At 54.7% G+C, this 20,308-nt stretch carries 17 protein-coding genes; 4 read left to right on the top strand and 13 right to left on the bottom strand.

Translation table 11 applies throughout. The features are described from left to right. Positions 1-360: 360 nt before the first annotated feature. A complete protein-coding gene (gene yhcN / locus BJP35_RS16430) occupies positions 361-624 on the top strand; it encodes a peroxide/acid stress response protein YhcN (protein WP_014171848.1) in 264 nt (87 codons plus the stop codon). 110 nt (positions 625-734) lie between these two features. Next, positions 735-1,001, top strand: coding sequence for a peroxide/acid stress response protein YhcN (yhcN, locus tag BJP35_RS16425; protein WP_014171849.1), 267 nt, complete (start codon positions 735-737; stop codon positions 999-1,001). Positions 1,002-1,068: 67 nt separating this feature from the next. On the opposite strand, the gene BJP35_RS16420 is transcribed toward yhcN (BJP35_RS16425), so the two are convergent. From BJP35_RS16420 to aaeX, 5 genes are all read right to left on the bottom strand, one after another. Next, positions 1,069-1,341, bottom strand: coding sequence for a barstar family protein (locus tag BJP35_RS16420; RefSeq protein WP_014171850.1), 273 nt, complete (start codon positions 1,339-1,341; stop codon positions 1,069-1,071). A gap of 45 nt (positions 1,342-1,386) precedes the next feature. Next, complete coding sequence (locus BJP35_RS16415) at positions 1,387-2,841, bottom strand: NAD-dependent succinate-semialdehyde dehydrogenase (protein ID WP_047743793.1); 1,455 nt, start codon at positions 2,839-2,841, stop codon at positions 1,387-1,389. Positions 2,842-2,930: 89 nt separating this feature from the next. Further along, a complete protein-coding gene (gene aaeB / locus BJP35_RS16410) occupies positions 2,931-4,898 on the bottom strand; it encodes a p-hydroxybenzoic acid efflux pump subunit AaeB (protein ID WP_014171852.1) in 1,968 nt (655 codons plus the stop codon). Between the two features lie 5 nt (positions 4,899-4,903). Continuing rightward, positions 4,904-5,836 carry a p-hydroxybenzoic acid efflux pump subunit AaeA gene (gene aaeA, locus BJP35_RS16405; protein ID WP_020883509.1) on the bottom strand — a complete coding sequence of 311 codons (933 nt, stop codon included), beginning with the start codon at positions 5,834-5,836 and terminating at the stop codon, positions 4,904-4,906. A 7-nt stretch (positions 5,837-5,843) separates the two neighbouring features. Further along, positions 5,844-6,047, bottom strand: a complete 204-nt coding sequence (aaeX, locus tag BJP35_RS16400; RefSeq protein ID WP_003860416.1) for a p-hydroxybenzoic acid efflux pump operon protein AaeX — start codon at positions 6,045-6,047, stop codon at positions 5,844-5,846. Positions 6,048-6,226: 179 nt separating this feature from the next. Between aaeX and aaeR the strand changes: the two genes are divergently transcribed. Further along, positions 6,227-7,153 (top strand): HTH-type transcriptional activator AaeR, encoded by a 927-nt coding sequence (aaeR, locus tag BJP35_RS16395; protein WP_014171854.1) that lies wholly within the window; start codon positions 6,227-6,229, stop codon positions 7,151-7,153. Between the two features lie 218 nt (positions 7,154-7,371). Beyond that, positions 7,372-7,986 (top strand): YagU family protein, encoded by a 615-nt coding sequence (locus BJP35_RS16390; RefSeq protein WP_020883508.1) that lies wholly within the window; start codon positions 7,372-7,374, stop codon positions 7,984-7,986. Between the two features lie 51 nt (positions 7,987-8,037). Here the strand turns inward: BJP35_RS16390 and tldD are convergent, their stop codons facing one another. The 8 genes from tldD to csrD form a co-directional block, all read right to left on the bottom strand. Beyond that, positions 8,038-9,483 (bottom strand): metalloprotease TldD, encoded by a 1,446-nt coding sequence (gene tldD / locus BJP35_RS16385; RefSeq protein ID WP_014171856.1) that lies wholly within the window; start codon positions 9,481-9,483, stop codon positions 8,038-8,040. 84 nt (positions 9,484-9,567) lie between these two features. Next, a complete protein-coding gene (yhdP, locus tag BJP35_RS16380; protein ID WP_047743794.1) occupies positions 9,568-13,368 on the bottom strand; it encodes an AsmA2 domain-containing protein YhdP in 3,801 nt (1,266 codons plus the stop codon). Between the two features lie 42 nt (positions 13,369-13,410). Next, positions 13,411-14,880, bottom strand: coding sequence for a ribonuclease G (gene rng, locus BJP35_RS16375; protein ID WP_014885432.1), 1,470 nt, complete (start codon positions 14,878-14,880; stop codon positions 13,411-13,413). After that, positions 14,870-15,463, bottom strand: a complete 594-nt coding sequence (locus tag BJP35_RS16370) for a nucleoside triphosphate pyrophosphatase (RefSeq protein WP_086463431.1) — start codon at positions 15,461-15,463, stop codon at positions 14,870-14,872. Before BJP35_RS16370 ends, rng begins: the two co-directional genes overlap by 11 nt. A 9-nt stretch (positions 15,464-15,472) precedes the next feature. After that, the gene (gene mreD / locus BJP35_RS16365; protein ID WP_014071997.1) at positions 15,473-15,961 is read right to left on the bottom strand and encodes a rod shape-determining protein MreD; all 489 of its coding nucleotides are present in this window, start codon (positions 15,959-15,961) and stop codon (positions 15,473-15,475) included. Continuing rightward, on the bottom strand, positions 15,961-16,977 hold the full coding sequence (gene mreC, locus BJP35_RS16360) for a rod shape-determining protein MreC (RefSeq protein WP_014171860.1): 1,017 nt from the start codon (positions 16,975-16,977) through the stop codon (positions 15,961-15,963). The genes mreD and mreC overlap by 1 nt, the downstream gene beginning before the upstream one ends. Positions 16,978-17,038: 61 nt before the next feature. Beyond that, positions 17,039-18,082: a rod shape-determining protein MreB gene (gene mreB / locus BJP35_RS16355; RefSeq protein ID WP_000913396.1), complete on the bottom strand. Its 1,044-nt coding sequence runs from the start codon at positions 18,080-18,082 to the stop codon at positions 17,039-17,041. A gap of 281 nt (positions 18,083-18,363) precedes the next feature. Further along, positions 18,364-20,304 (bottom strand): RNase E specificity factor CsrD, encoded by a 1,941-nt coding sequence (csrD, locus tag BJP35_RS16350; protein WP_047743797.1) that lies wholly within the window; start codon positions 20,302-20,304, stop codon positions 18,364-18,366. Positions 20,305-20,308: the final 4 nt, after the last annotated feature.

The following is a 20,308-nucleotide window of genomic DNA, read 5'->3' as shown; positions in this document are numbered from 1 at the left end:
TCCTGCTTCGGGGATCATTCTGCTTCTGCCGCGTTTCCCCCTGTTTTATCCCGCCCTTTACTTTAACAAATAGTGCTTTTTACCGCCCATTAACATTCACTTGGTGAATGATAAATCAAAAAATCGCACAAAAAATCAAAAGCTGATATCCATATGATTTTCTTAGATATACAGCCACACATTGAACAATAAACGCACAATTTTATGCCATTAGGTTATAAAAAACAGGCTAGTTAATACGTAATAACAACAGAAACAATTAGTCTGGTATTAATTTTTACCGTTATTAGTGTATACTTGATTTTGTGATGAGGGTCACGAAACAAAGACCCCACTAAAAATTCGACGAGGTAAAGAATCATGAAAATCAAAACTACTGTAGCGGCGCTCAGCGTCCTGTCTGTCTTGTCATTCGGTGCTTTCGCCGCTGACGCTATCAATGCCGAGCAGGCACAATCCCGCCAGGCAATCGGTACGGTTTCCGTCGGCGCAATCGGCACGTCTCCAATGGACATGCATGAGATGCTGAACAAAAAAGCGGAAGAACAAGGTGCGTCATCTTATCGCATCATTGAAGCGCGTTCAGGTGACCACTGGCACGCAACCGCTGAGCTGTACAAATAAGTTTTAGTAATAACTGAAGACCAAAATCTCTACTCAACGGCACCAGGCATAAAAATAGCAGTTCAACCCTTCTCGCCGTTGAGCAAAAACCCTATTCAGGAGCAAAGACTATGAAAACCAAATTCATCATCGCAACCCTCGGTCTGGCATCCGTTCTCTCTTTCGGCGCAAGTGCCGCCGTACAGCAAGTGAACGCTGACCAGGCGCAGAATCTGCAGTCTATGGGGAGTGTGTCTGTGACGTCCGTTACCGGCTCTCCAATGGATATCCGTCAGGCACTGGCCGCTAAAGCTGAAAAAGCAGGCGCCAGCAGCTATCGCGTCACCGAGCTGAACCAGGGTGACCACTGGCATGCAACGGCTCAACTGTATAAATAAACCCTCGTCGTATCTCATCATACGACTTGCCCCTGGCCTTCTGGTCAGGGGCTTTTTTATGGCTTGATCAATGGCGCGCGTTGAAACGTAGCTGCCCTTCCAGCTCTTCTTCCGCTTCATCAAACAGCAAAATGAGTGCGCCAAACCGTCTGCGCAACTTTTCAGGCAGATGGATAAACTCAATTTCCAGCGGTAACGGCAGCAGGCTGCCGGTCACCACGTCCCACAGCGTGTCCAGATTGGTGACGCTTTCCCGTTCAAGATCAAACACCCGGATAAATTCACGATAGAAGTCATCCTGACTGTCGATCTCGTCAAAATCAAAGGTATAGGTTTTCATTGCCAGTCACCCAGTCCAGGCGAGCGGCCTGCGCCGCCCTGATTATTATAATCCCCCAATATGCAGGGTTTTGACTTCCAGATACTCTTCCAGTCCCAGCACGGACCCTTCACGCCCAAGGCCAGACTCTTTTACCCCACCAAACGGCCCCAGCTCTGTGGAGACGGCACATTCGTTAATTCCTATCATCCCGCTTTCGATGGCCTGCGACACGCGGAAGACACGTGTCAGATTTTGGGTATAGAAGTAAGCCGCCAGGCCATATGGCGTGTTGTTGGCACGCTGGATAACTTCATCTTCCGAGGTAAAACGGAAGCAGGCCGCAACCGGGCCAAACGTCTCTTCTTCAGCCAGTTTCATGCCTTCATGGCAATCGCCCAGGACAGTTGGCATCCAGAAATTGCCGCCAAGCGAATGGGGTTTACCGCCCGCCAGAACTGTCGCACCCCGGGCCACGGCATCTTCAACGTGTTCACGTACCTTATCGACGGCGGAGGATTCGATCAGCGGCCCCACGATGACGCCCTCTTCCAGACCATTCCCGACCTTCAGGGCCTTCACCGCATCGGCAAGCTTATTCACAAATTTGTCGTAGACGGTTTCCTGGATATAGAAACGGTTAACGCTGACGCAGACCTGGCCGGCATTGCGAAATTTATTGGCGATAGCCCCTTTAACGGCAGCCTCGATATCCGCATCTTCAAAGACGATATACGGCGCATTGCCTCCCAGCTCCATCGACACTTTCTTCATGGTTTCTGCGGCGTTACGCACCAGCGTTTTGCCGACGGAAGTCGAGCCGGTAAAGGAGATTTTCCGCACCTCATGGCTCGCCATAATCGCGTCACTGATTTCATGCGTATTCCCGGCTACGGCGTTGAGTACCCCATCCGGTACGCCGGCCTGTTTTGCCAGCGTAAGCAGCGCGAAGGCGCTGAGAGGTGTGTTATTTGCCGGTTTGATTACCCCGGTACACCCTGCCGCCAGCGCCGGACCCAATTTACGGGTGAGCATGGCCATCGGGAAGTTCCACGGCGTAATCGCCGCAACCACGCCGATGGGCTCGCGGGTCGCCAGGATGCGGGAACCCGGTTTGATCGGTGGAATAATTTCGCCGTTCGCGCGCTTGGCCTCTTCGGCGAACCACTGGATAAAACTCGCGGCGTATTCCACCTCGCCTTCCGCTTCTTTCAGGGGCTTGCCCTGTTCGGTGGTCATTAAACGCCCGAGCCAGCTTTTGTTCTCAATGATCAGTTCGTACCAGCGGTAGAGAATTGCCGAACGCGCTTTCGCGGTTTTGGCGCGCCATGCCGGGAAAGCTTTGGCCGCCGCGGCAATGGCGTCTTCGGTTTCTGCTTTGCCGGCTTTGGCTACTCTGGCGATGACCTCACCGGTAGCCGGGTTCAGCACATCAAACGTCGTGTCCAGCGTTTTCCATATGCCGTTGACCAGATAACCGGTCTGAAAAAGGTGATTATCCTGAAGCGCCTGGGTTGTCATGTGTCCTCCCTTCCTGAATGTAAGAGCATGCTGGAATAAGTATAGCCACAAAAAAACCGACGCTTTTGGCGTCGGCTTTTTTACTTCAGTCAGTTATCCGTAAGGGCGTTCTGATAGCGATGCAGCATAAACACCAGCCGTCCTACCGGCTCTGTCACCTGAGGCGGTGCTTCCCAGACTTTCAGCTTCTCCTGGTAGATATCCAGCTCTTCAAGCAGTTGCTTAAAGTAACGACGTCGTTTGTCATCGCTGGAGGCAGAAAGCACGTGGTCGGCCGTCCGACGCAGCTGGCGATGGAAAGCCGACAGATCGTCATTGATGGGCACGGGGGCATTACGTAAACGCTGGTGCGCGATAATCATGGTCAACGCCAGACGGAACTTGGCGATGTCACCCGGGAACTTGTTCAGCAGTAAAAACAGCTGCTGATAGAGCGCCGGCAGGTGGTTCTCTTTGCGACGCGCGGTATTGGTGGTCATGGACGACACGGCAGCCGAGACAAACTGATTCAACAGCACGCGGCCCGTCCGTGCCTGAGAGTTATCCCGCACCAGCAGAATGACCATCATCGCCAGGAAACAACCCACCAGCTGACCTAAGGCGCTGTCTAAGAACTGGCTGAAATGGAAGGTCATCGGGTTATCCAGCACAATGATGTTAATCGTACTGGCCAGGGCACCCAATGAACCCAGCCGACGTTTTTGCACTTCGATTCCGATAAAGAACGCCATCACCGCGAGGCTAATACAGAGCAGTAACATGCTCTGCTGGGTCGAGGGAATGATCACCAGAAAATAGAACGCGCCAATCGGCAGTGCAGCAATTGTGCCGAACAGGAAATCAATGGCCACCATGCGCGGATTCGGAAGACGCATCGCCAGCGCGGTAACAACGGCGATCATCACCATCGCGCCGCTGCCGGAGGTCCAGCCGGTCCACAGCCAGAACAGCGTGCCGAGCATACAGGCAAGCGTTGTACGCCAGAAGTTAACCATTGCGTGATGGCGTTCGGCGGATTCTGCCTTGATCACCACTTCACCCTGCAGCACCTCTTCTTCTACCGCGCTGATTTTGGTGTTACTGATCACACCGCGTTTCAGCAACAGGTAGCGCGTCGCGGCCCCGACCCAGGTATAGATCGTCACTGGCGTATCACGATCCCCGGTCCAGGCAATGACCCGGCGCATGCGTTTAAGCTGTTTGTGTACGTCCTGCACGGTTTCCACCGGCTCCGCAAACAGCTCGCGGAAGGTATCGGTTACCGCGTCCGGGCGGGTGTTTTGGATCAGATAGGTTTCACACGCCTGGGTAATCAGCGTTAAGGAGACGGTGTTGATGGCTTTAAGGCGGCGGTTGGCACGGGCCCAGCGCGAAGACTCCATGTTCAGATTGCTGCGCATCCCTTCCAGCGCCGTGGTGCGGCGCACCAGCGCGCTCCAGGCTTTATCCACCTCTTCGCTGTCACCATGCTTAATGCAGAGCTGCATCAACTGATACTGGGCAACAATCAGCGCATCCAGTTCACGATCCACTTCCTGCTTAATGGAGCGAGGAGAGAAAAGCAGGTCAGCGACAATGGCACTGACAATACCGATGACAATTTCACTGCAGCGTTCAACGGCAAACTGTGGGGCAAGCAGCGGTTCGCTTTGAATGGTGATGATAATAATCAGCGCGGTATAACCGGCCAGCCCCCAGGCGTAGGAGTTCTCCACTTTCACCAGCGACGAGAGCCAGGTGCAGAAGCCCGCCCAGATACAGCACACCATCAGCATCAGCAGCGGCGTGCGGATCATCAATATGATGATGGTCAGTGCGGCGAAACAACCGATAAATGTCCCAATGATGCGCAGCATCCCACGGTAGCGGATCGCTCCGGAGTAAGGTTCCCCGCCCGCAGCAAAGGCAGGCCCTGCCGCGACAATCGCCGCCGTCAGTACGGCCCAGCGGGGGGTTTCCAGCTGAAAGTGGAAGCCGACAAACAGCGCCAGCACAATGGCACACGCCAGCTTAACGGCGAAGCGAATGTGCTGGCTGGCGATGGAAAAGATACCCATAACGATTAACCAAACTCGCGCAGGCGATGGGCAATTTTACGGAAGATAGAGTCCTGGCTGGCGTCACGGTCTTTTTCACCGGTGATCACCACCGTCGCCGTGGTCCCGGCAGGCCACAGATTGCCCTGCTGTTCATCCAGATGGATACGCACCGGCACACGCTGGGCCAGACGTACCCATTCCAGGTTGGAATCCACCGTCGCCATCCCTTTAGTATCGTTAGAGCTGCTGGAGTTAGTGACCCCCGCGGCTACGCTGTCGACGGTGCCTTTCAGCACACGATTGCTGCCAAGCGGCGTAATTTCAGCCCGGAACCCCGGACGCACGCCTTCCAGTTTGGTCTCTTCCATATAGGCGAGCACGTAGAAGGAGTTCTGTTTAACCAGCGCCACGGCGGTTGAGCCGCGGGTGATAAACTCCCCGGCATAAACATTCAGGTTGGTGATCCAGCCATCGGCTGGTGCGCGGATCACGGTGCGCTCAAGATCGAGCCGGGCAAGATCGCGCGTCGCTTGCGCTTTGGCCAGCTGATGCAGCACGGTTTGCAGGACGTTATTGGACTGGTCAATCTCTTCGCGGGACATCGCCTGAACACCCAGTTGGTTACGGCGACCTGCCTCACGGCGTTTCTCGGAAGCCAGCGCCTGATAATAGGCCACATCCGCTTCAGCTTCTTCTAACGCTTTCTGATAACGCGGCTGGTCGATGGTGAAGAGTACCTGATCTTTTTTCACCAGCTGGTTATCGTGGACATTGACCGCAGTGATGAGACCCGCCACGTCGGGGGCGATTGCCACGACATCGGCGCTAAAGCGCGCATCTCGCGTCCACGGTGATTCAGTGTAATAGACCCAGGCGCGGAAAATAGCGATGAACGCGAGGATAACGAGCGCCATGGTGATGGCAGTGCGGGAGATTTTTCTTGTTAGCGTTTTCACATCAACCTCAGACAAACATGCGCGATATCAGGTAAAACAGGCAGCAATACAGCGCGGTATTGAACAATGCAGGATGCCAGACAAAATCGTAGATCCCGGTGGGGACCAGCACCTTGCGCACCAGCCAGAAAATCGCCAGTGATAAAAGAAGCTCGAAAAATATCGGTGGGAACGACAAACCGAACACCACGATAACGGGAAACAGACTCATGTTGACCTTGATTAGAGAGAGTGCAGGCTTCAGACTTTTTTAGCGCACGCCACCGCAGGAGAGCAAGAAACGCCGGGCGAGAATGGCGCAGCCGTTATGTAATTAATAATATATTAACGTAACTGTTATGCTGTTATCTATAATATGTGATCTAAATCACTTTTAAGTCAGAGTTAACAATGGAACGTCTAAAACGGATGTCGGTCTTTGCCAAAGTGGTTGAACTTGGCTCTTTTACCGCCGCTGCACGTCAGCTTCAGATGAGCGTCTCTTCCATCAGCCAGACCGTGTCCAAACTGGAAGATGAGCTGCAGGTCAAGCTACTCAACCGCAGCACCCGCAGCATTGGGCTGACGGAAGCGGGTAAGATTTACTATCAGGGTTGTCGCCGCATGCTGCTCGAAGTGCAGGATGTGCACGAACAACTTTACGCCTTCAACAACACGCCTATCGGTACGCTGCGCATCGGTTGTTCTTCAACTATGGCACAAAATGTTCTCGCCGCCATGACCGCTGACATGCTGAAAGAGTACCCGGGATTAACCGTCAATCTGGTCACGGGCATTCCCGCCCCGGACCTGATTGCCGACGGGCTGGACGTGGTGATCCGCGTGGGGGCATTACAGGACTCCAGCCTCTTCTCCCGGCGGCTAGGCAGTATGCCAATGGTGGTCTGCGCCTCGAAAAGCTATCTGGCTCAGTACGGGGTACCGGAGAAACCCGCCGATCTCACCAACCACTCCTGGCTGGAGTACAGCGTTCGCCCCGACAATGAATTTGAGCTGATTGCCCCGGAAGGGATTTCCACCAGACTGCTGCCGGAAGGACGGTTCGTCACCAACGATCCGATGACTATTTCGCGCTGGCTGGTGGCCGGTGCCGGGATCGCGTATGTGCCGTTAATGTGGGTGATCAACGAGATCAACAGCGGTGTACTGGAGATCCTCTTCCCGCGCTATCAATCCGATCCGCGTCCGGTGTACGCGTTGTATACCGAGAAAGACAAACTGCCGCTCAAGGTTCAGGTGTGCATAAACTATCTGACCGAGTATTTTGTGGACGTGGCGGAGTTGTTTCAGGGAATGCGCGAAAGACGAAAGGAATAACCTTTAATTTCCGAAATGTATATTTGTGATGAATATTCCAGGATGATACAGACCGTCATTCAGGAATATTCCTTCGCCCCTGCCAGGAATAGCGAATTGACACTGCCGCCATCTGCGCCTTACCTTATAAACAGTCTGACAGTCAGGCTGTTATTAATTTGTTACCGATATGAATAATAAAATGTATTTCTCAGGATGACGTTAAACAAGGAAAAGAAATGAATATATTTGAACAAACACCGCCTTCACGCAGGCGCTATGGACTCGCCGCGTTCATTGGTTTGATTGCAGGGATTGTCTCCGCCTTCGTAAAATGGGGAGCAGAGGTGCCGCTTCCGCCGCGAAGCCCTACCGATTTATTCACCAGCGCATGCGGACCGGAGCAATTAATAAGAGCCGCAGGTCAGATTGATTGCTCCCGCAATTTTTTAAATCCTCCTTATGTATTTTTACGCGACTGGCTGGGCATTGCTGACCCTAACGCCGCGGTTTATACCTTTGCCGGCCATATATTTAACGCGGTCGGCGTAACACATATTATTTTCTCTATCGTCTTTGCTGTAGGGTATTGTGTAGTTGCTGAAGTCTTCCCGAAAATTAAACTCTGGCAAGGTTTACTGGCGGGTGCGTTAGCACAGCTTTTTGTTCACATGATCTCCTTCCCGCTGATGGGGCTGACACCCCCGCTGTTCGAACTGCCCTGGTACGAACACGTCTCAGAGATCGTGGGGCATTTGATCTGGTTCTGGTCGATTGAAATCATTCGTCGTGACCTACGCAACCGCATCACGCACGAGCCCGACCCGGAGATCCCGCTGGGTAACGCACGTTAAAAAAAATGGCGCGACTTTTACAGTCGCGCCATTTTTTCAGATTGATTCAGGTCAGGCGGTGCCGCCCACCGTCAGGTTATCCACTTTCAGCGTTGGCTGACCGACGCCAACCGGCAGGCTCTGGCCCTCTTTACCGCAAACACCAACGCCGTTATCCAGTTTCAGATCGTTACCGACCATGGAGATCTGCTGCATGGCTTCAATACCGGAGCCAATCAGGGTCGCCCCCTTCACCGCTTTGGTCACTTTGCCTTTCTCAATCAGATACGCTTCTGAAGTGGAGAAGACGAACTTACCAGAGGTGATATCCACCTGACCGCCACCAAAGTTTGGCGCGAAGATGCCGTAATCAACGGACTCGATGATCTCCTGCGGTGTGGATTTACCCGGCAACATGTAGGTGTTTGTCATACGCGGCATCGGCAGATGCGCGTAGGATTCACGACGGCCGTTGCCCGTTGGCGCAACGCCCATCAGACGCGCGTTGAGTTTGTCCTGCATGTAGCCTTTCAGGACGCCATTTTCGATCAGCACGTTGTACTGCCCGGGCGTACCTTCATCGTCGATTGAAATCGAGCCACGGCGATCCTGCATCGTGCCGTCATCAACCACGGTACAGAGTTCAGATGAGACGCGTTGTCCCATCTGGCCGCTGAATACGGAGGTGCCGCGACGGTTAAAATCGCCTTCCAGACCGTGGCCCACCGCTTCGTGCAGCAGCACACCAGGCCAGCCTGCGCCAAGTACCACCGGCAATGTACCGGCGGGTGCCGCCACGGCAGACAGGTTCACCAGCGCCATGCGCACGGCTTCTTTTGCCCACGCGTCAGCGCGTGCTTCACCGTCAACATCGCCCAGGAACCAGTCATAACCAAAACGACCGCCGCCACCGCTTGAACCGCGCTCACGTTTACCGTCGTCTTCAACCTGCACGCTGACAGAAAGACGTACCAGCGGACGCACATCCGCTGCCAGCGTGCCGTCTGTCGCCGCGACCAGGATCAGTTCATAGACACCGCTCAGGCTGGCAGAAACTTCCTGCACGCGTTTATCCGCAGCGCGTGCGACTTTATCCACGCGACGCAGGATATCCAGTTTCTCTTCACGGCTCATGCTCTGCAGGGGATCGATACTGGTATAGAGCGCAGAGTGCTGCACTTCACCCAGCGTCTTCACGCGACCGTCACCGGTTTCGCGCACGATAGTCCGCGCAGCCAGCGCGCTCTGCTCCAGTGCGGCCAGGCTAATCTGGTCGGCATAAGCAAAACCGGTTTTCTCGCCGCTGACGGCACGTACACCGACACCCTGGTCAATGTTATAAGAGCCATCTTTAATGATGCTGTCTTCTAAAACCCAGGATTCGTGATAGCTCGACTGGAAATAGAGATCGCCGTAGTCGAGACGGCGTTCGGTCAGTTGACCAAGAATGGAGAACAGGTCCTGATGGCTCAGGCCGTTCGCTGCGAGCAAATGTTCACTTACCAGGTTCAGACTCATCGTATTGCTACTCGTTCGTTGCCGCCCGTGGCGGTATATAAATCGTATTTATTGAGAGTGAGGCAATTACCTGCCCACGTCAAATCATTGCTGTGCATCTTTGCGCGGCTGGCGCAGCACTTCATTAATCTGCGGTTTATCCACCGGCCCGGTGATGCGATAGCGCAGAATAGAGACTTTGCTCCACAGCGGCCCCAACACTTTACTGGCGGCAAACACCGCCGCACCGACAATCGGGTTCACCACAAAAGCCGCCGCCACGCCGACGGTGGCAGAAATTTCAGGTGCCACCACCGCTTCCATATCCAGTTCGCGGCGCACGAGGTTGACCGAGCCTTTCATCGCAATATCCGCTTCCAGGCCGTCCACCAGCGTATCGTCGGTATGCAGCACCCCGTCTTTGATCCATGCCGTACTGCGGATAGAGTCGTAATAGAAACCTTCGCTGAAGGTATCGCTAAAGTCGAAACGCAGCTTACGCAGCAGGGCATCAAAGCTCAACAGACGCAGTATCTGGCCCGCATGCCCGGTACTCACATCGGCAATCTCACCCTTGCCAAAGCGGGTTTTCAGAATGCCGTTCAGCGAGGCTTCATCCGGCGTCCACGGTGCCGCACGCCAGTGGAGATCGTAATTCACGTCAAATGATGACCCCCGCAGCGGCGTGCTGATGCCAAAGAAGTTAGCCACGGAATCCAGTTTATTGCCCTTGATGTCACCCTTCAAAGAGGTTCGCTGCTCGCCCGGGTTATTAACCCACTCCCCGGCGGCCCTCAGACGGCCAAAGCCGGTGTCGATAAGTCCGCCCGCAAGGCTCAGCGTATTCCCCTTAATGGCGAAATCGCCGTCAATACGGCCATACTTTTGACCCCAAAGCCAGCACTCAGCACAGCGTAGCTGGAGATCGGGCCAGCCGCTGAAGTCGATACGGGTTGGGTTATTCAACGGCGCCGTATTTGACGGATGATCTTTTCCGCTCGCGGTGGCCGGGTTGTAGTAGAGATAGCGAATCGCCGCCTGCCACGGCGCATTGTCGCGCATGGTCAGCGTGCCATTGATCTCGCGGCCCTGGGCTTCGACTTTTGACCCGTTCGCCGTTGGCTGCGAAACAATGCTCAGGTTATTCCACTGCTGTCCACCCAGCATCAGCGACGGCGTACGAACAGTAATGCTCTGCGGGAACTGGGCAGCCTCATCAACGTTTTGGCCCACGCCCTTCTGGAACAGGGCCAGCCACTCGGCCCCGTCCATTGGCGGCAGATTAAGCTCAATGCCGGTGTGATCGGGCAGCGGCGGCGTGGTGCGGCTGTCCGTCGTCCAGATGGCTCTGTCGAGCGTGAGCTTACGGTTAAGCAGCCAGCGGCTGTTGAAATGGTTTTTCTCACCCGCACTGCCGGTCAGCGCGAAGCTGTTAAGATTGCCATCGACGTTAACCTTTATTGGCAGCGGTTGACCGGACGATTTATCCAGCGGTGCAGGCAACTGGCTCTGAATGTTTTTCAGATCGCCGGTGATATCAACTTTATAGCGCGCACCGGCGTGATAAGGCAGTTCAATTGCCACCTTGCCATTCCAGGAGACTGCACCGTTAACGGACTCCTCAATCGGCTTTGGCAGAACATCCATGCGCGATGGCTGCCAGTTGCCGTCCAGGTTGACGGCTACCTGATAAGCTTTCTCGCCCTCGGTGGTCGAGAAATCAATATTCACAGGCTGATTAAACCAGCTGGCCGTGAGCGGCTCGCTCTTCAGGTTACCGTTCTCAAAGCTAAACTGCCCGCTGAGGTTCTTCAGGGTGCTTTCAAGCGGCTTAATATACAGGCTGTTGTTATTGAGACGGACGTCGCCTTTGGCGGTGGTCATTTCACCGTCGAGCGGGATATCAAGATGTAAGCGAGCACTCACATCGCCATCCAGCTGCAGCTGCTGAAGGGTGGCTGCCAGTGACTCTTTCAGCGGCGTGTCTTCAAAATAGGGGCCGACTGCTTTCCCGGGGCCGTTAATGTCGGCATCAATCAAAAGCTTCTCTTTTGAGTAATCCGGAATGTTTGCCGTCAGGTTACTGGCCGTTACGCCGCCCAGCGCCACGTTGTCTGCCTTCATCCATAATCCGTCATTGATAAAATTAAGTTCAATGTCGAGATTTTTCAGCGCAGGCCAGCCCGGCTGGAAGGCGAAGGTGGCGTTATGCAGCGGCACCAGCACCTGGAATTGACCTTCATTGTGCTTGTACGGGAAAAGATGCGGATTACCGCCGTAGACCAGGGTGGCATTATCCGCCTGACCGCCCTGGATCGCGCCGCTCAGATAGTCCACCAGCGCTTTGCCCATCAGGTTCTCGGGGAAGTAGCGCCAGGCCTGAGAACCGTCGTTAGTGCTGATCCCGGCCAGAATACCCAGCCACGGCTCTTCACCTTCAGGCTGCAGATAGCGGAAATCGCCACGCGCATGCACCGCTTTGGCTTTCACATCGATATGGCGCCCATCCAGCTGGAAACCTTTATCGTTACGCAGCCAGTTGAGCACCGCATTGCCTTGTTCAATTTCCAGCGGCGCACGGAAGACCGTTTCGTAAGGCATTTTGGCGTCATGCATATCGACCGTTAGCCTGCCGTTCTCAACGCTCCCTTCCAGCTTACCGCTGAAGTTTTCCGCCCCCGGTAACATCTTCCACTGCTTCCAGGCCAGACCTTTCCATGCGGCCTGAAAACGGGTCTTTTCCGTGGCCTGAAGCGGGATATCCAGCGCCAGCGAATCTATCTTTCCGCTTGGCTGCGTTGCCAGCCAGATCTCACCCAGGTCCGGAGAGAGCTTGGCGGCCATCGAGCGCAGACCTTCTATTGCGGCCAGATCAAGGTTGCTGGCGCGAATACGCAGCTCGTCACTGCGTTTGCTGGTCGCCCCACCGACATCCTGCTCCGGCATCCAGGCCAGCGTCAGAGCACCGCGCGGCCAGGGTTTGTTATCCATGGTGATGCGTGTGTCCGGAATGGCAAACTGCCAGCCCTCTTTCTCTTTCGTCACGTGCGCGGTGAGGTTATCGACCGAAAGTTGATGCTGCTGTTTTTCGCCCTTCCAGCTTGCGCCACCCTGCTTAAGCCAGATATCGCCGCTGGCAAATACCCCTTTCGTCAGGGTCATCCAGCCTTCAAGGCTAAAACGGGCGGTTTCCAGCTGCATATTTTGCTGTAACCAGTCGCCGAGCCACGGCTTAACATCCACGTCGTCGGCCTGCAGCCATACCTTGCCGTTATTTAACAAACCGTCGTCGTCGCGCAGATCCATACGAACCTGCATCACGCCGTGCTGGCCGTTCAGGCTGGAGAGATTCACCTGTCCTTCCGCGCGATGGCGTTCTTTGCCGTTGAGCCAGGTCAGCTGTGGGATCGCCAGTTCAGCGCGCTGCCCGGAGAGGGTAATAAAGCTCACTTCGCTGTCGCGCAGATCGAAATGATCGAACTGACGCAGGAAGAGATCGCTGAAGCGGTTGGTTTCAAGGCTCTGATTGCTGTCGCCGCCGGACAGCGGGGTATTGGTCAGAAACTGAAGCTGATAAAAGGTGAGATCGCGGAACTGCCAGCGAAAATGGAGCAGGCTTTGCCAGACATCCAGCGCCAGGGTGACGCGTTTGATTTTCAGATAGCCGCCATCTTTCAGGCTGGCATTGATATCCCGGACATCAAGCGTCGGGCCAAAATTCTGCCAGCTGGCGCTTATCTGGCTCACGTCCACCGGGACACCGGTGGTGGATTCGATTTTTGCCAGCAGCTGCGGACGCCAGCTGTCCAGATGCGGTAAAACGAGGCGCAGCCCGCTCACGAGCAACGCGACAATCACGACCAGCGTTGCCCCTGTAAGCAATAAAATCCCCGGCAATCGCCTCACTCATCTCTCCTTGTCAGCTTTGGTCACGCGGCGTACCGCGTCTTACATCATCACGACGTCAAACTGCTCCTGGTTATAGAGCGGTTCGATTTGAACTTTTACCTGTTTGCCGACAAAGATTTCCACTTCCGCCAGCGCGTGCGACTCTTCGCCTTTCAGCGCTTCAGCCACCGCAGGGGAAGCATAGACCAGAAAACGATCGGAGTCGTAGGCATGATGAACGCGAACGATTTCACGCATGATCTCGTAGCAGACGGTCTCAACCGTCTTTACTGTGCCACGTCCGTGGCAGGTTGGGCATTCATTGCACAGCACGTGCTCCACGCTTTCGCGGGTACGCTTACGCGTCATTTCCACCAGCCCCAGCTGTGAGAAGCCGTTGATGCTGGTTTTCACGCGATCTTTACTCAGCGCCTGCTCCAGCGAGTGCAGCACACGACGGCGATGGTCTTCATTACTCATATCGATAAAGTCGATGATGATAATGCCACCCAGATTGCGCAGGCGAAGCTGGCGGGCGATGGCCTGCGTGGCTTCGATGTTGGTATTAAAGATGGTGTCATCCAGGTTGCGATGACCGACAAACGCGCCGGTGTTGATATCCACCGTCGTCATCGCTTCGGTCTGATCGATGATCAGATAGCCGCCGGACTTCAGTTCAACCTTGCGTTCCAGCGCTCGCTGGATCTCATTTTCGACGTCATAGAGATCGAAGATAGGCTGACGCCCCGTGTAATGCTCCAGCAGGCCAGGCATTTCGGGAATGTATTCGGCGGTAAATTCCAGCAGTGCTTCATAGGTCAGGCGGGAATCCACGCGAATTCTGTCGAGCTGTGCATCGGCAAAATCACGCAGGACGCGCTGAGCCAGCGCCAGTTCGCCGTAAAGCTGGTAGCGGGTCTGGTTGCGTTTTTTACGCTCCATGACTTTGGTCCAGACGCGCTTGAGGTAGGCCGCATCAGACGCCAGATCGTCTTCACTGATCCCTTCTGCGGCGGTACGGATGATAAACCCGCCCTGTTCATCGCAGTAAGCGCTGACCACTTTCTTAAGACGCTCGCGCTCGCTTTCGCTCTCAATGCGCTGCGAAACGCCCACGTGGGACGCGCCAGGCATAAAGACCAGATAACGGGAAGGCAAGGTAATGTCGGTAGTCAGACGGGCGCCTTTTGTGCCCAGCGGATCTTTGACGACCTGGACCATCAGATCCTGACCCTGACGCACCAGTTCGGAGATATCGCGCACGGCAAACTGCTTTTGCTCTTCGCCCGCGACGCACTCGGTATGCGGCATAATGTCGGAGGCATGTAAAAATGCCGCCTTATCCAGTCCAATATCTACAAAAGCCGCCTGCATACCCGGTAGTACACGACTGACACGACCTTTGTAGATATTGCCTACTATTCCGCGCCGCGCTTCACGCTCAATATGAATTTCCTGAAGAATGCCACCATCAATATAGGCCACACGGGTTTCCGATGGCGTTACGTTTACCAACAATTCAGCCGTCATAATTATCCCTTCCCTCACGCAGTGAGTTAAAATTGCTCAGCAACTCATACGTTTCCACCAGCGGTAAGCCGACTACGGCGTGATAGCTGCCATTAATCTTCCTGACAAAACAGCCACCCAGCCCCTGAATACCGTATGCACCTGCCTTATCCATCGGTTCACCGCTGGTGATATAAGCGGCGATCTCGTCGTCGGTAAGCACTCTGAATGTCACGTCCGTCACCACCAGGCAATCCAGCACGTGCTGGCTGTCCGCCAGCGCGACGGCGGTCATTACCTGATGTGTTTGTCCGGACATTTTGCGCAGCATGCGCGCCGCATGTTCAGCGTCGTGCGGTTTCTCAAGCACTTCACCGTTAAGAATAACGATGGTATCTGCCCCCAGCACCGGCAAGTCACGCGGCGTTTGCGCCACGCCTGCCTTCGCTTTCTCACGCGCCAGCCGAGAAACGTACTGCTGAGCACTTTCGCCTTCAGCGCGTTTCTCTTCGATGCCCGTAACGATGCGTTCAAAGGAGACGCCCAGTTGAGTGAGCAACTCCTGACGACGCGGAGAACCAGAAGCAAGATATAGAGACGTCATAGAAACCTTTTATTGCACAGCAAACTGCTGGCGAACCTTACGCATCAGCAGGAACAGCCACGGCCAGAGCACACCGTTTACTACACTACTCCAGAACACTTCCGGTCGGAAAGAGACGTTGATCACTAAAAACTCTGCCCAGAAAACAACGATATCCGCAGCAAGCGACAACAACATCACCACCAGCGCCTGTTGCCAGAGCGCGAGGTTACGAAAGAGCTGGAATTTAAGTGCGACGAGGTACGCAATAATACTCATGGACAAGGCGCGCACGCCAAGCGTAGAGCCACTAATGAGATCCAGTATGGCACCCATCACAAAACCTGTGCCGACATTTACGCGGTGCGGCAGGGCAAGGATCCAGTAGAGCAAAATGAGCAATACCCAGTTTGGCCGGAAAACGAGAATGTCGTCCGGCCAGGGCATGATTTGCAGTAACAGCGCAATGAGAAATGAGAGCCAGATAACCCAGCGTCCCTGGCTACGGTAACTTGCCACTACTGCCCTCCCGAGGAGAGTTTAGGCGGTGGCGGTGCATCCGGCAGCGGTTGCGTTAGCCCCGTAGCAGGGGCCGGTACTGGCGCAGGGGGTCCCATGGCATCCGGTGCCGGCAGAACCTGCGGCATCATTTGCATCAGGCGTTCATTCGCGACGCGATGAACATCTTCAGGCGTCATGGGGTTAGCACCATTGCGGTCGGCGCCCCACAGCAGCAGCAGGTAGCGAAGACGCTGTAAACCTGCGGTTGGACGCGCCTGAATCACGGTATAGGCACGCTGCGTATCAAGCTTCACCGAAGAGACAACCGCAACCGGATACCCTTCAGGGAAACGTCCACCCAGACCCGACGTCACCAGAACGTCGCCCACACGAATGTCCGTGTTAGCCGGCAGATGTTCCAGCTGGAGATCGTCGGTACACCCGTTACCGGCCGCGATGACGCGAATGTCATTACGCAGTACCTGAATCGGCAGCGCATGCGTGGCATCGCAGATCAGCAGAACGCGGCTGGTCAGTTTGGCCACAGCAACAACCTGGCCTACAACGCCTTTATCACTGATAACAGGCTGACCTTCATACACACCGTTCACGCTTCCTTTGTCGATCACCACCTGATCGCTGTAAGGATCGTTGACGGTGGAGATCACCTGCGTCACCATCTTCTGCTCATCCTGACGCAGCGGCGAGCCAAGCAGCTCGCGCAGACGCGCGTTTTCCTGCTTATATTGTCCCAGCATCAGCAGCTCGCTGTTTTTCAACAGCAGTTCCTGACGTAATGCCCGGTTTTCGAGTTCGAGTTGGTCACGTGAAGACAACGTTTGAGAAACGGAGTCGAGCAACTCACGGGGACCATTTGAAATAAAGTAGAAAGGACTGACGGCGGTATCCATGTACGTTCTGATCTGACTGAACGTACCGAGGCGGCTATCGGCAATAATGACCCCAAGCGCAACCAGGACCGCCAGAATGAGGCGAAACTGTAGCGATGGGCCACGGCTAAAAATTGGCTTCATAGGCTATGCGTATTCTCGTGTCAGAGAGAAAGGGTAGCGATACGCTACCCTTTCACAATGACTACTCTTCGCTGAACAAGTCGCCGCCGTGCATGTCGATCATTTCCAGCGCCTTGCCACCACCACGGGCGACGCAAGTCAGTGGATCTTCTGCAACTACGACAGGAATACCTGTCTCTTCCATTAACAGGCGGTCGAGGTTACGCAGCAGCGCACCACCACCGGTCAGAACCATACCGCGCTCGGAGATGTCAGACGCCAGTTCTGGTGGGCACTGTTCCAGGGCAACCATCACTGCGCTCACGATACCGGTCAGAGGTTCCTGCAGCGCTTCCAGAATTTCGTTGGAGTTCAGGGTAAAGCCGCGTGGAACACCTTCAGCCAGGTTACGGCCGCGAACTTCGATTTCACGCACTTCATCGCCCGGGTAAGCGGAACCGATTTCATGCTTGATACGCTCAGCGGTCGCTTCGCCGATCAGGGAACCGTAGTTACGACGCACATAATTAATGATGGCTTCGTCGAAACGATCGCCACCGATACGCACGGAAGAGGAGTACACCACGCCGTTCAGGGAGATAACGGCCACTTCAGTGGTACCACCACCGATATCCACCACCATAGAACCGGTCGCTTCAGAAACAGGCAGACCCGCACCGATTGCCGCCGCCATTGGCTCTTCAATCAGGAACACTTCACGCGCGCCTGCACCCTGGGCTGATTCACGGATTGCACGACGTTCAACCTGGGTGGCGCCAACCGGCACACACACCAGAACACGCGGGCTTGGGCGCATGAAGCTGTTGCTGTGAACCTGCTTGATGAAGTGCTGAAGCATTTTTTCAGTCACGAAGAAGTCAGCGATAACGCCGTCTTTCATTGGGCGGATTGCGGCGATGTTGCCAGGGGTACGTCCCAGCATCTGCTTCGCGTCATGACCCACCGCGGCTACGCTTTTCGGCGAGCCGGCACGATCCTGACGAATGGCCACAACGGAAGGCTCATTCAATACGATGCCTTGTCCTTTAACGTAAATAAGGGTATTCGCGGTACCCAGGTCAATGGACAGGTCATTGGAAAACATGCCACGAAATTTTTTCAACATACTAAGGGATAATCCTGAAAGCTGGGGCGGAAAACAAAATCCGCTTACTTTACCAACCACACGCAGCAGCGACAAGGCGCAAAAATCATCTGCAGCGGTGAAAATTTGTGCAGTACGTATCCTGATGTTACAAATCTTTCCCTGATTCCCTCAGGGCTGAGTACACAGTAGCGTCCCTCACTGACATTTGTAACCCGCTAAAGGTCGTTCACTGGCTTTTTGCTCGTCATACTCAAAGCTACAGGCGCGATATTCTACGTGAAAACGGATTAAACGGCAGGTCAAACAGAGTATCTTTGCAAATATTTTTTCACATTGGTGTCAAGCGGCTGAGAGGAGGCAAAAAAATCCCCCTGACCGCCCGTCACACCGCGCTCTGTCAACATCTGCCATTCGCTTCTGGAGCGCACGCCCGTGGCAAAGACTTGTGTTCGCGTTCCCTTGCACGCTTCCACCAGACTCTGTACCAGCAGCTGGTTTTCCGTGCGCTTTTCAATGTTCCTTACCAGCCCTGGATGCAGCTTTAATAACTCCACATCCAGTTCCTTAATCCAGTTAGTACTGACCAGCGTTAAACCCGCCTGCGTGACCGCGACACGGGCACCTAGCGCATTAATCAACCGTACTACCGGACGTAACCGGCTGATGTGTTGACCCACATCCGCCTCAGCAAGTTCAAAAATAATGTGTTTGCGTTGCGATTTTTCGCATTGCATTAATGTATCACGCAACCAGCGCTGAAAACGCGGGCGAATTAACGACTCCACGGTAACCTGTAGCGCCAGGTTTTCTTCGGGCCAGAAGGATAAAAACGGCATGAGTCGGGTGATCTGCTGGCGGTCGTACTCTTCAGAAAGCCCAAACTGTAGCACCATCGGCAAATATTCCGCGGAGATGACCTCTTCCGTACCGTCAAAAATACGGCACATCAGCTCACGGTGATGAACGTTCCCGTTTTTCATCACCGCCGGTTTTTGATAAATGCGCGGCCCGCCGCGGCTGAGCATTTGCTCTATTAACGTTCTCCAGCGCACATTGCCGCGCCCTTTTTCCGGTAACGAATCGTCGTATACTGCCCAGCCGTTAGCGCCCTGCAACACGGCGTTGCGGGTTGCCGCTTCAGCATGTTCCATCACCTGTTCCGTCGACTGGCCGCCGCGCCATGCACAGATGCCCATATGAACCATATCGTCCCTGTCGAGCATTTTGCTCTGCGGCAGCGCATCCACCGCTTTCAGCAGCTGGCTGGCGATGCTTTCTGACTCTTTCAGCGTACGGTGAGGCAGCAGCACGGCAAAGTCGCTGCGGTGATAACGGGCCAGCAGCGCACCCGGATAACGCATAATAAAGGTGGAGAGCAGGTTGATCAGCGTAAAGAGATTCTCTTCCGCCACGCGCTGTCCCCAGGTGTCGCGCAGCAGATCGAAATCGGGCAGGCGAATCATCATGACAACACCGTGCGTCCCGACTTTTTCCGGATCGTCCAGCAACGTGGCCAGTTGATTATCAAAGAAAAGACGGTTATTGAGCCCGGTTTTATTATCCTGCGCAGCGTAAGAGCGGATGAGCGTGTCCATACGGCTGCGCTGGTCGCTGGCGAACTGAATTTCTGAGAGCAGCGTATCCAGCGCACTGCTGGCACGCGCAGGCCATTCATGGATCGAGCCACGCACCTGCGGGCCGCGTTCACCGTTCAGTATTCGCACGGAACGCATCTCCAGCAGTTCCTGACCAGAGAGCTGACGGCGCAGCCAGCGAACCGCGAGAAAAATCAGCAGGACAATAAACGCGACGGCGACGGTGAGCGGCGCGGTGGTCATCATCGAGCGGAAGTAGCTGGCCATCGGATCGAGGTAGACCATGTTTATGGTCATGCCCGGGTTTTTAAGGGAGTGCACCGTCACTTCCCGGTACTGGCTTACCACGCCCGCAGGCCGATAGCTGTCCTGCCGGGAATGGCTTAAAACGTTATGCTTTCCCTGCAGAATGTCGATTTGGACAATATCGACAGGCACCATCAACTCATCCAGCTCGCGGGACAGCGCCGGCAGCGGGGTGGTGAGGAGACGATTATCAATCACCGACGCGACAGACTGCACCCGATTAACCAGCTTGTCCTGAATGGCGTTATAAAAGCTCAGAGAACAGCCAAGGAGCGTGACAAAAATGGTTAGCCCCGTCAGTAAGGTGATAAAAGCCGAGAACTTCGTCGTTAATCGCATCCTT

The organism is Enterobacter sp. J49 (genome assembly GCF_002148625.1).
In the GTDB taxonomy this organism is placed as follows: Bacteria; Pseudomonadota; Gammaproteobacteria; order Enterobacterales; family Enterobacteriaceae; genus Enterobacter; species Enterobacter ludwigii.
Note: the sequence above shows the minus strand (reverse complement) of the source record. Positions and strands in the feature narration are given on the sequence as shown.

Coding starts and splice junctions, on each gene's coding strand:
- aaeR (WP_014171854.1), top strand. CDS start 6,227: ATGGAACGTCTAAAACGGATGTCGGTCTTTGCCAAAGTGGTTGAACTT.
- mreC (WP_014171860.1), bottom strand. CDS start 16,977: ATGAAGCCAATTTTTAGCCGTGGCCCATCGCTACAGTTTCGCCTCATT.
- aaeX (WP_003860416.1), bottom strand. CDS start 6,047: ATGAGTCTGTTTCCCGTTATCGTGGTGTTCGGTTTGTCGTTCCCACCG.
- BJP35_RS16370 (WP_086463431.1), bottom strand. CDS start 15,463: ATGACGTCTCTATATCTTGCTTCTGGTTCTCCGCGTCGTCAGGAGTTG.
- yhcN (WP_014171848.1), top strand. CDS start 361: ATGAAAATCAAAACTACTGTAGCGGCGCTCAGCGTCCTGTCTGTCTTG.
- mreB (WP_000913396.1), bottom strand. CDS start 18,082: ATGTTGAAAAAATTTCGTGGCATGTTTTCCAATGACCTGTCCATTGAC.
- aaeB (WP_014171852.1), bottom strand. CDS start 4,898: ATGGGTATCTTTTCCATCGCCAGCCAGCACATTCGCTTCGCCGTTAAG.
- BJP35_RS16390 (WP_020883508.1), top strand. CDS start 7,372: ATGAATATATTTGAACAAACACCGCCTTCACGCAGGCGCTATGGACTC.
- rng (WP_014885432.1), bottom strand. CDS start 14,880: ATGACGGCTGAATTGTTGGTAAACGTAACGCCATCGGAAACCCGTGTG.
- yhcN (WP_014171849.1), top strand. CDS start 735: ATGAAAACCAAATTCATCATCGCAACCCTCGGTCTGGCATCCGTTCTC.
- csrD (WP_047743797.1), bottom strand. CDS start 20,304: ATGCGATTAACGACGAAGTTCTCGGCTTTTATCACCTTACTGACGGGG.
- BJP35_RS16420 (WP_014171850.1), bottom strand. CDS start 1,341: ATGAAAACCTATACCTTTGATTTTGACGAGATCGACAGTCAGGATGAC.
- tldD (WP_014171856.1), bottom strand. CDS start 9,483: ATGAGTCTGAACCTGGTAAGTGAACATTTGCTCGCAGCGAACGGCCTG.
- BJP35_RS16415 (WP_047743793.1), bottom strand. CDS start 2,841: ATGACAACCCAGGCGCTTCAGGATAATCACCTTTTTCAGACCGGTTAT.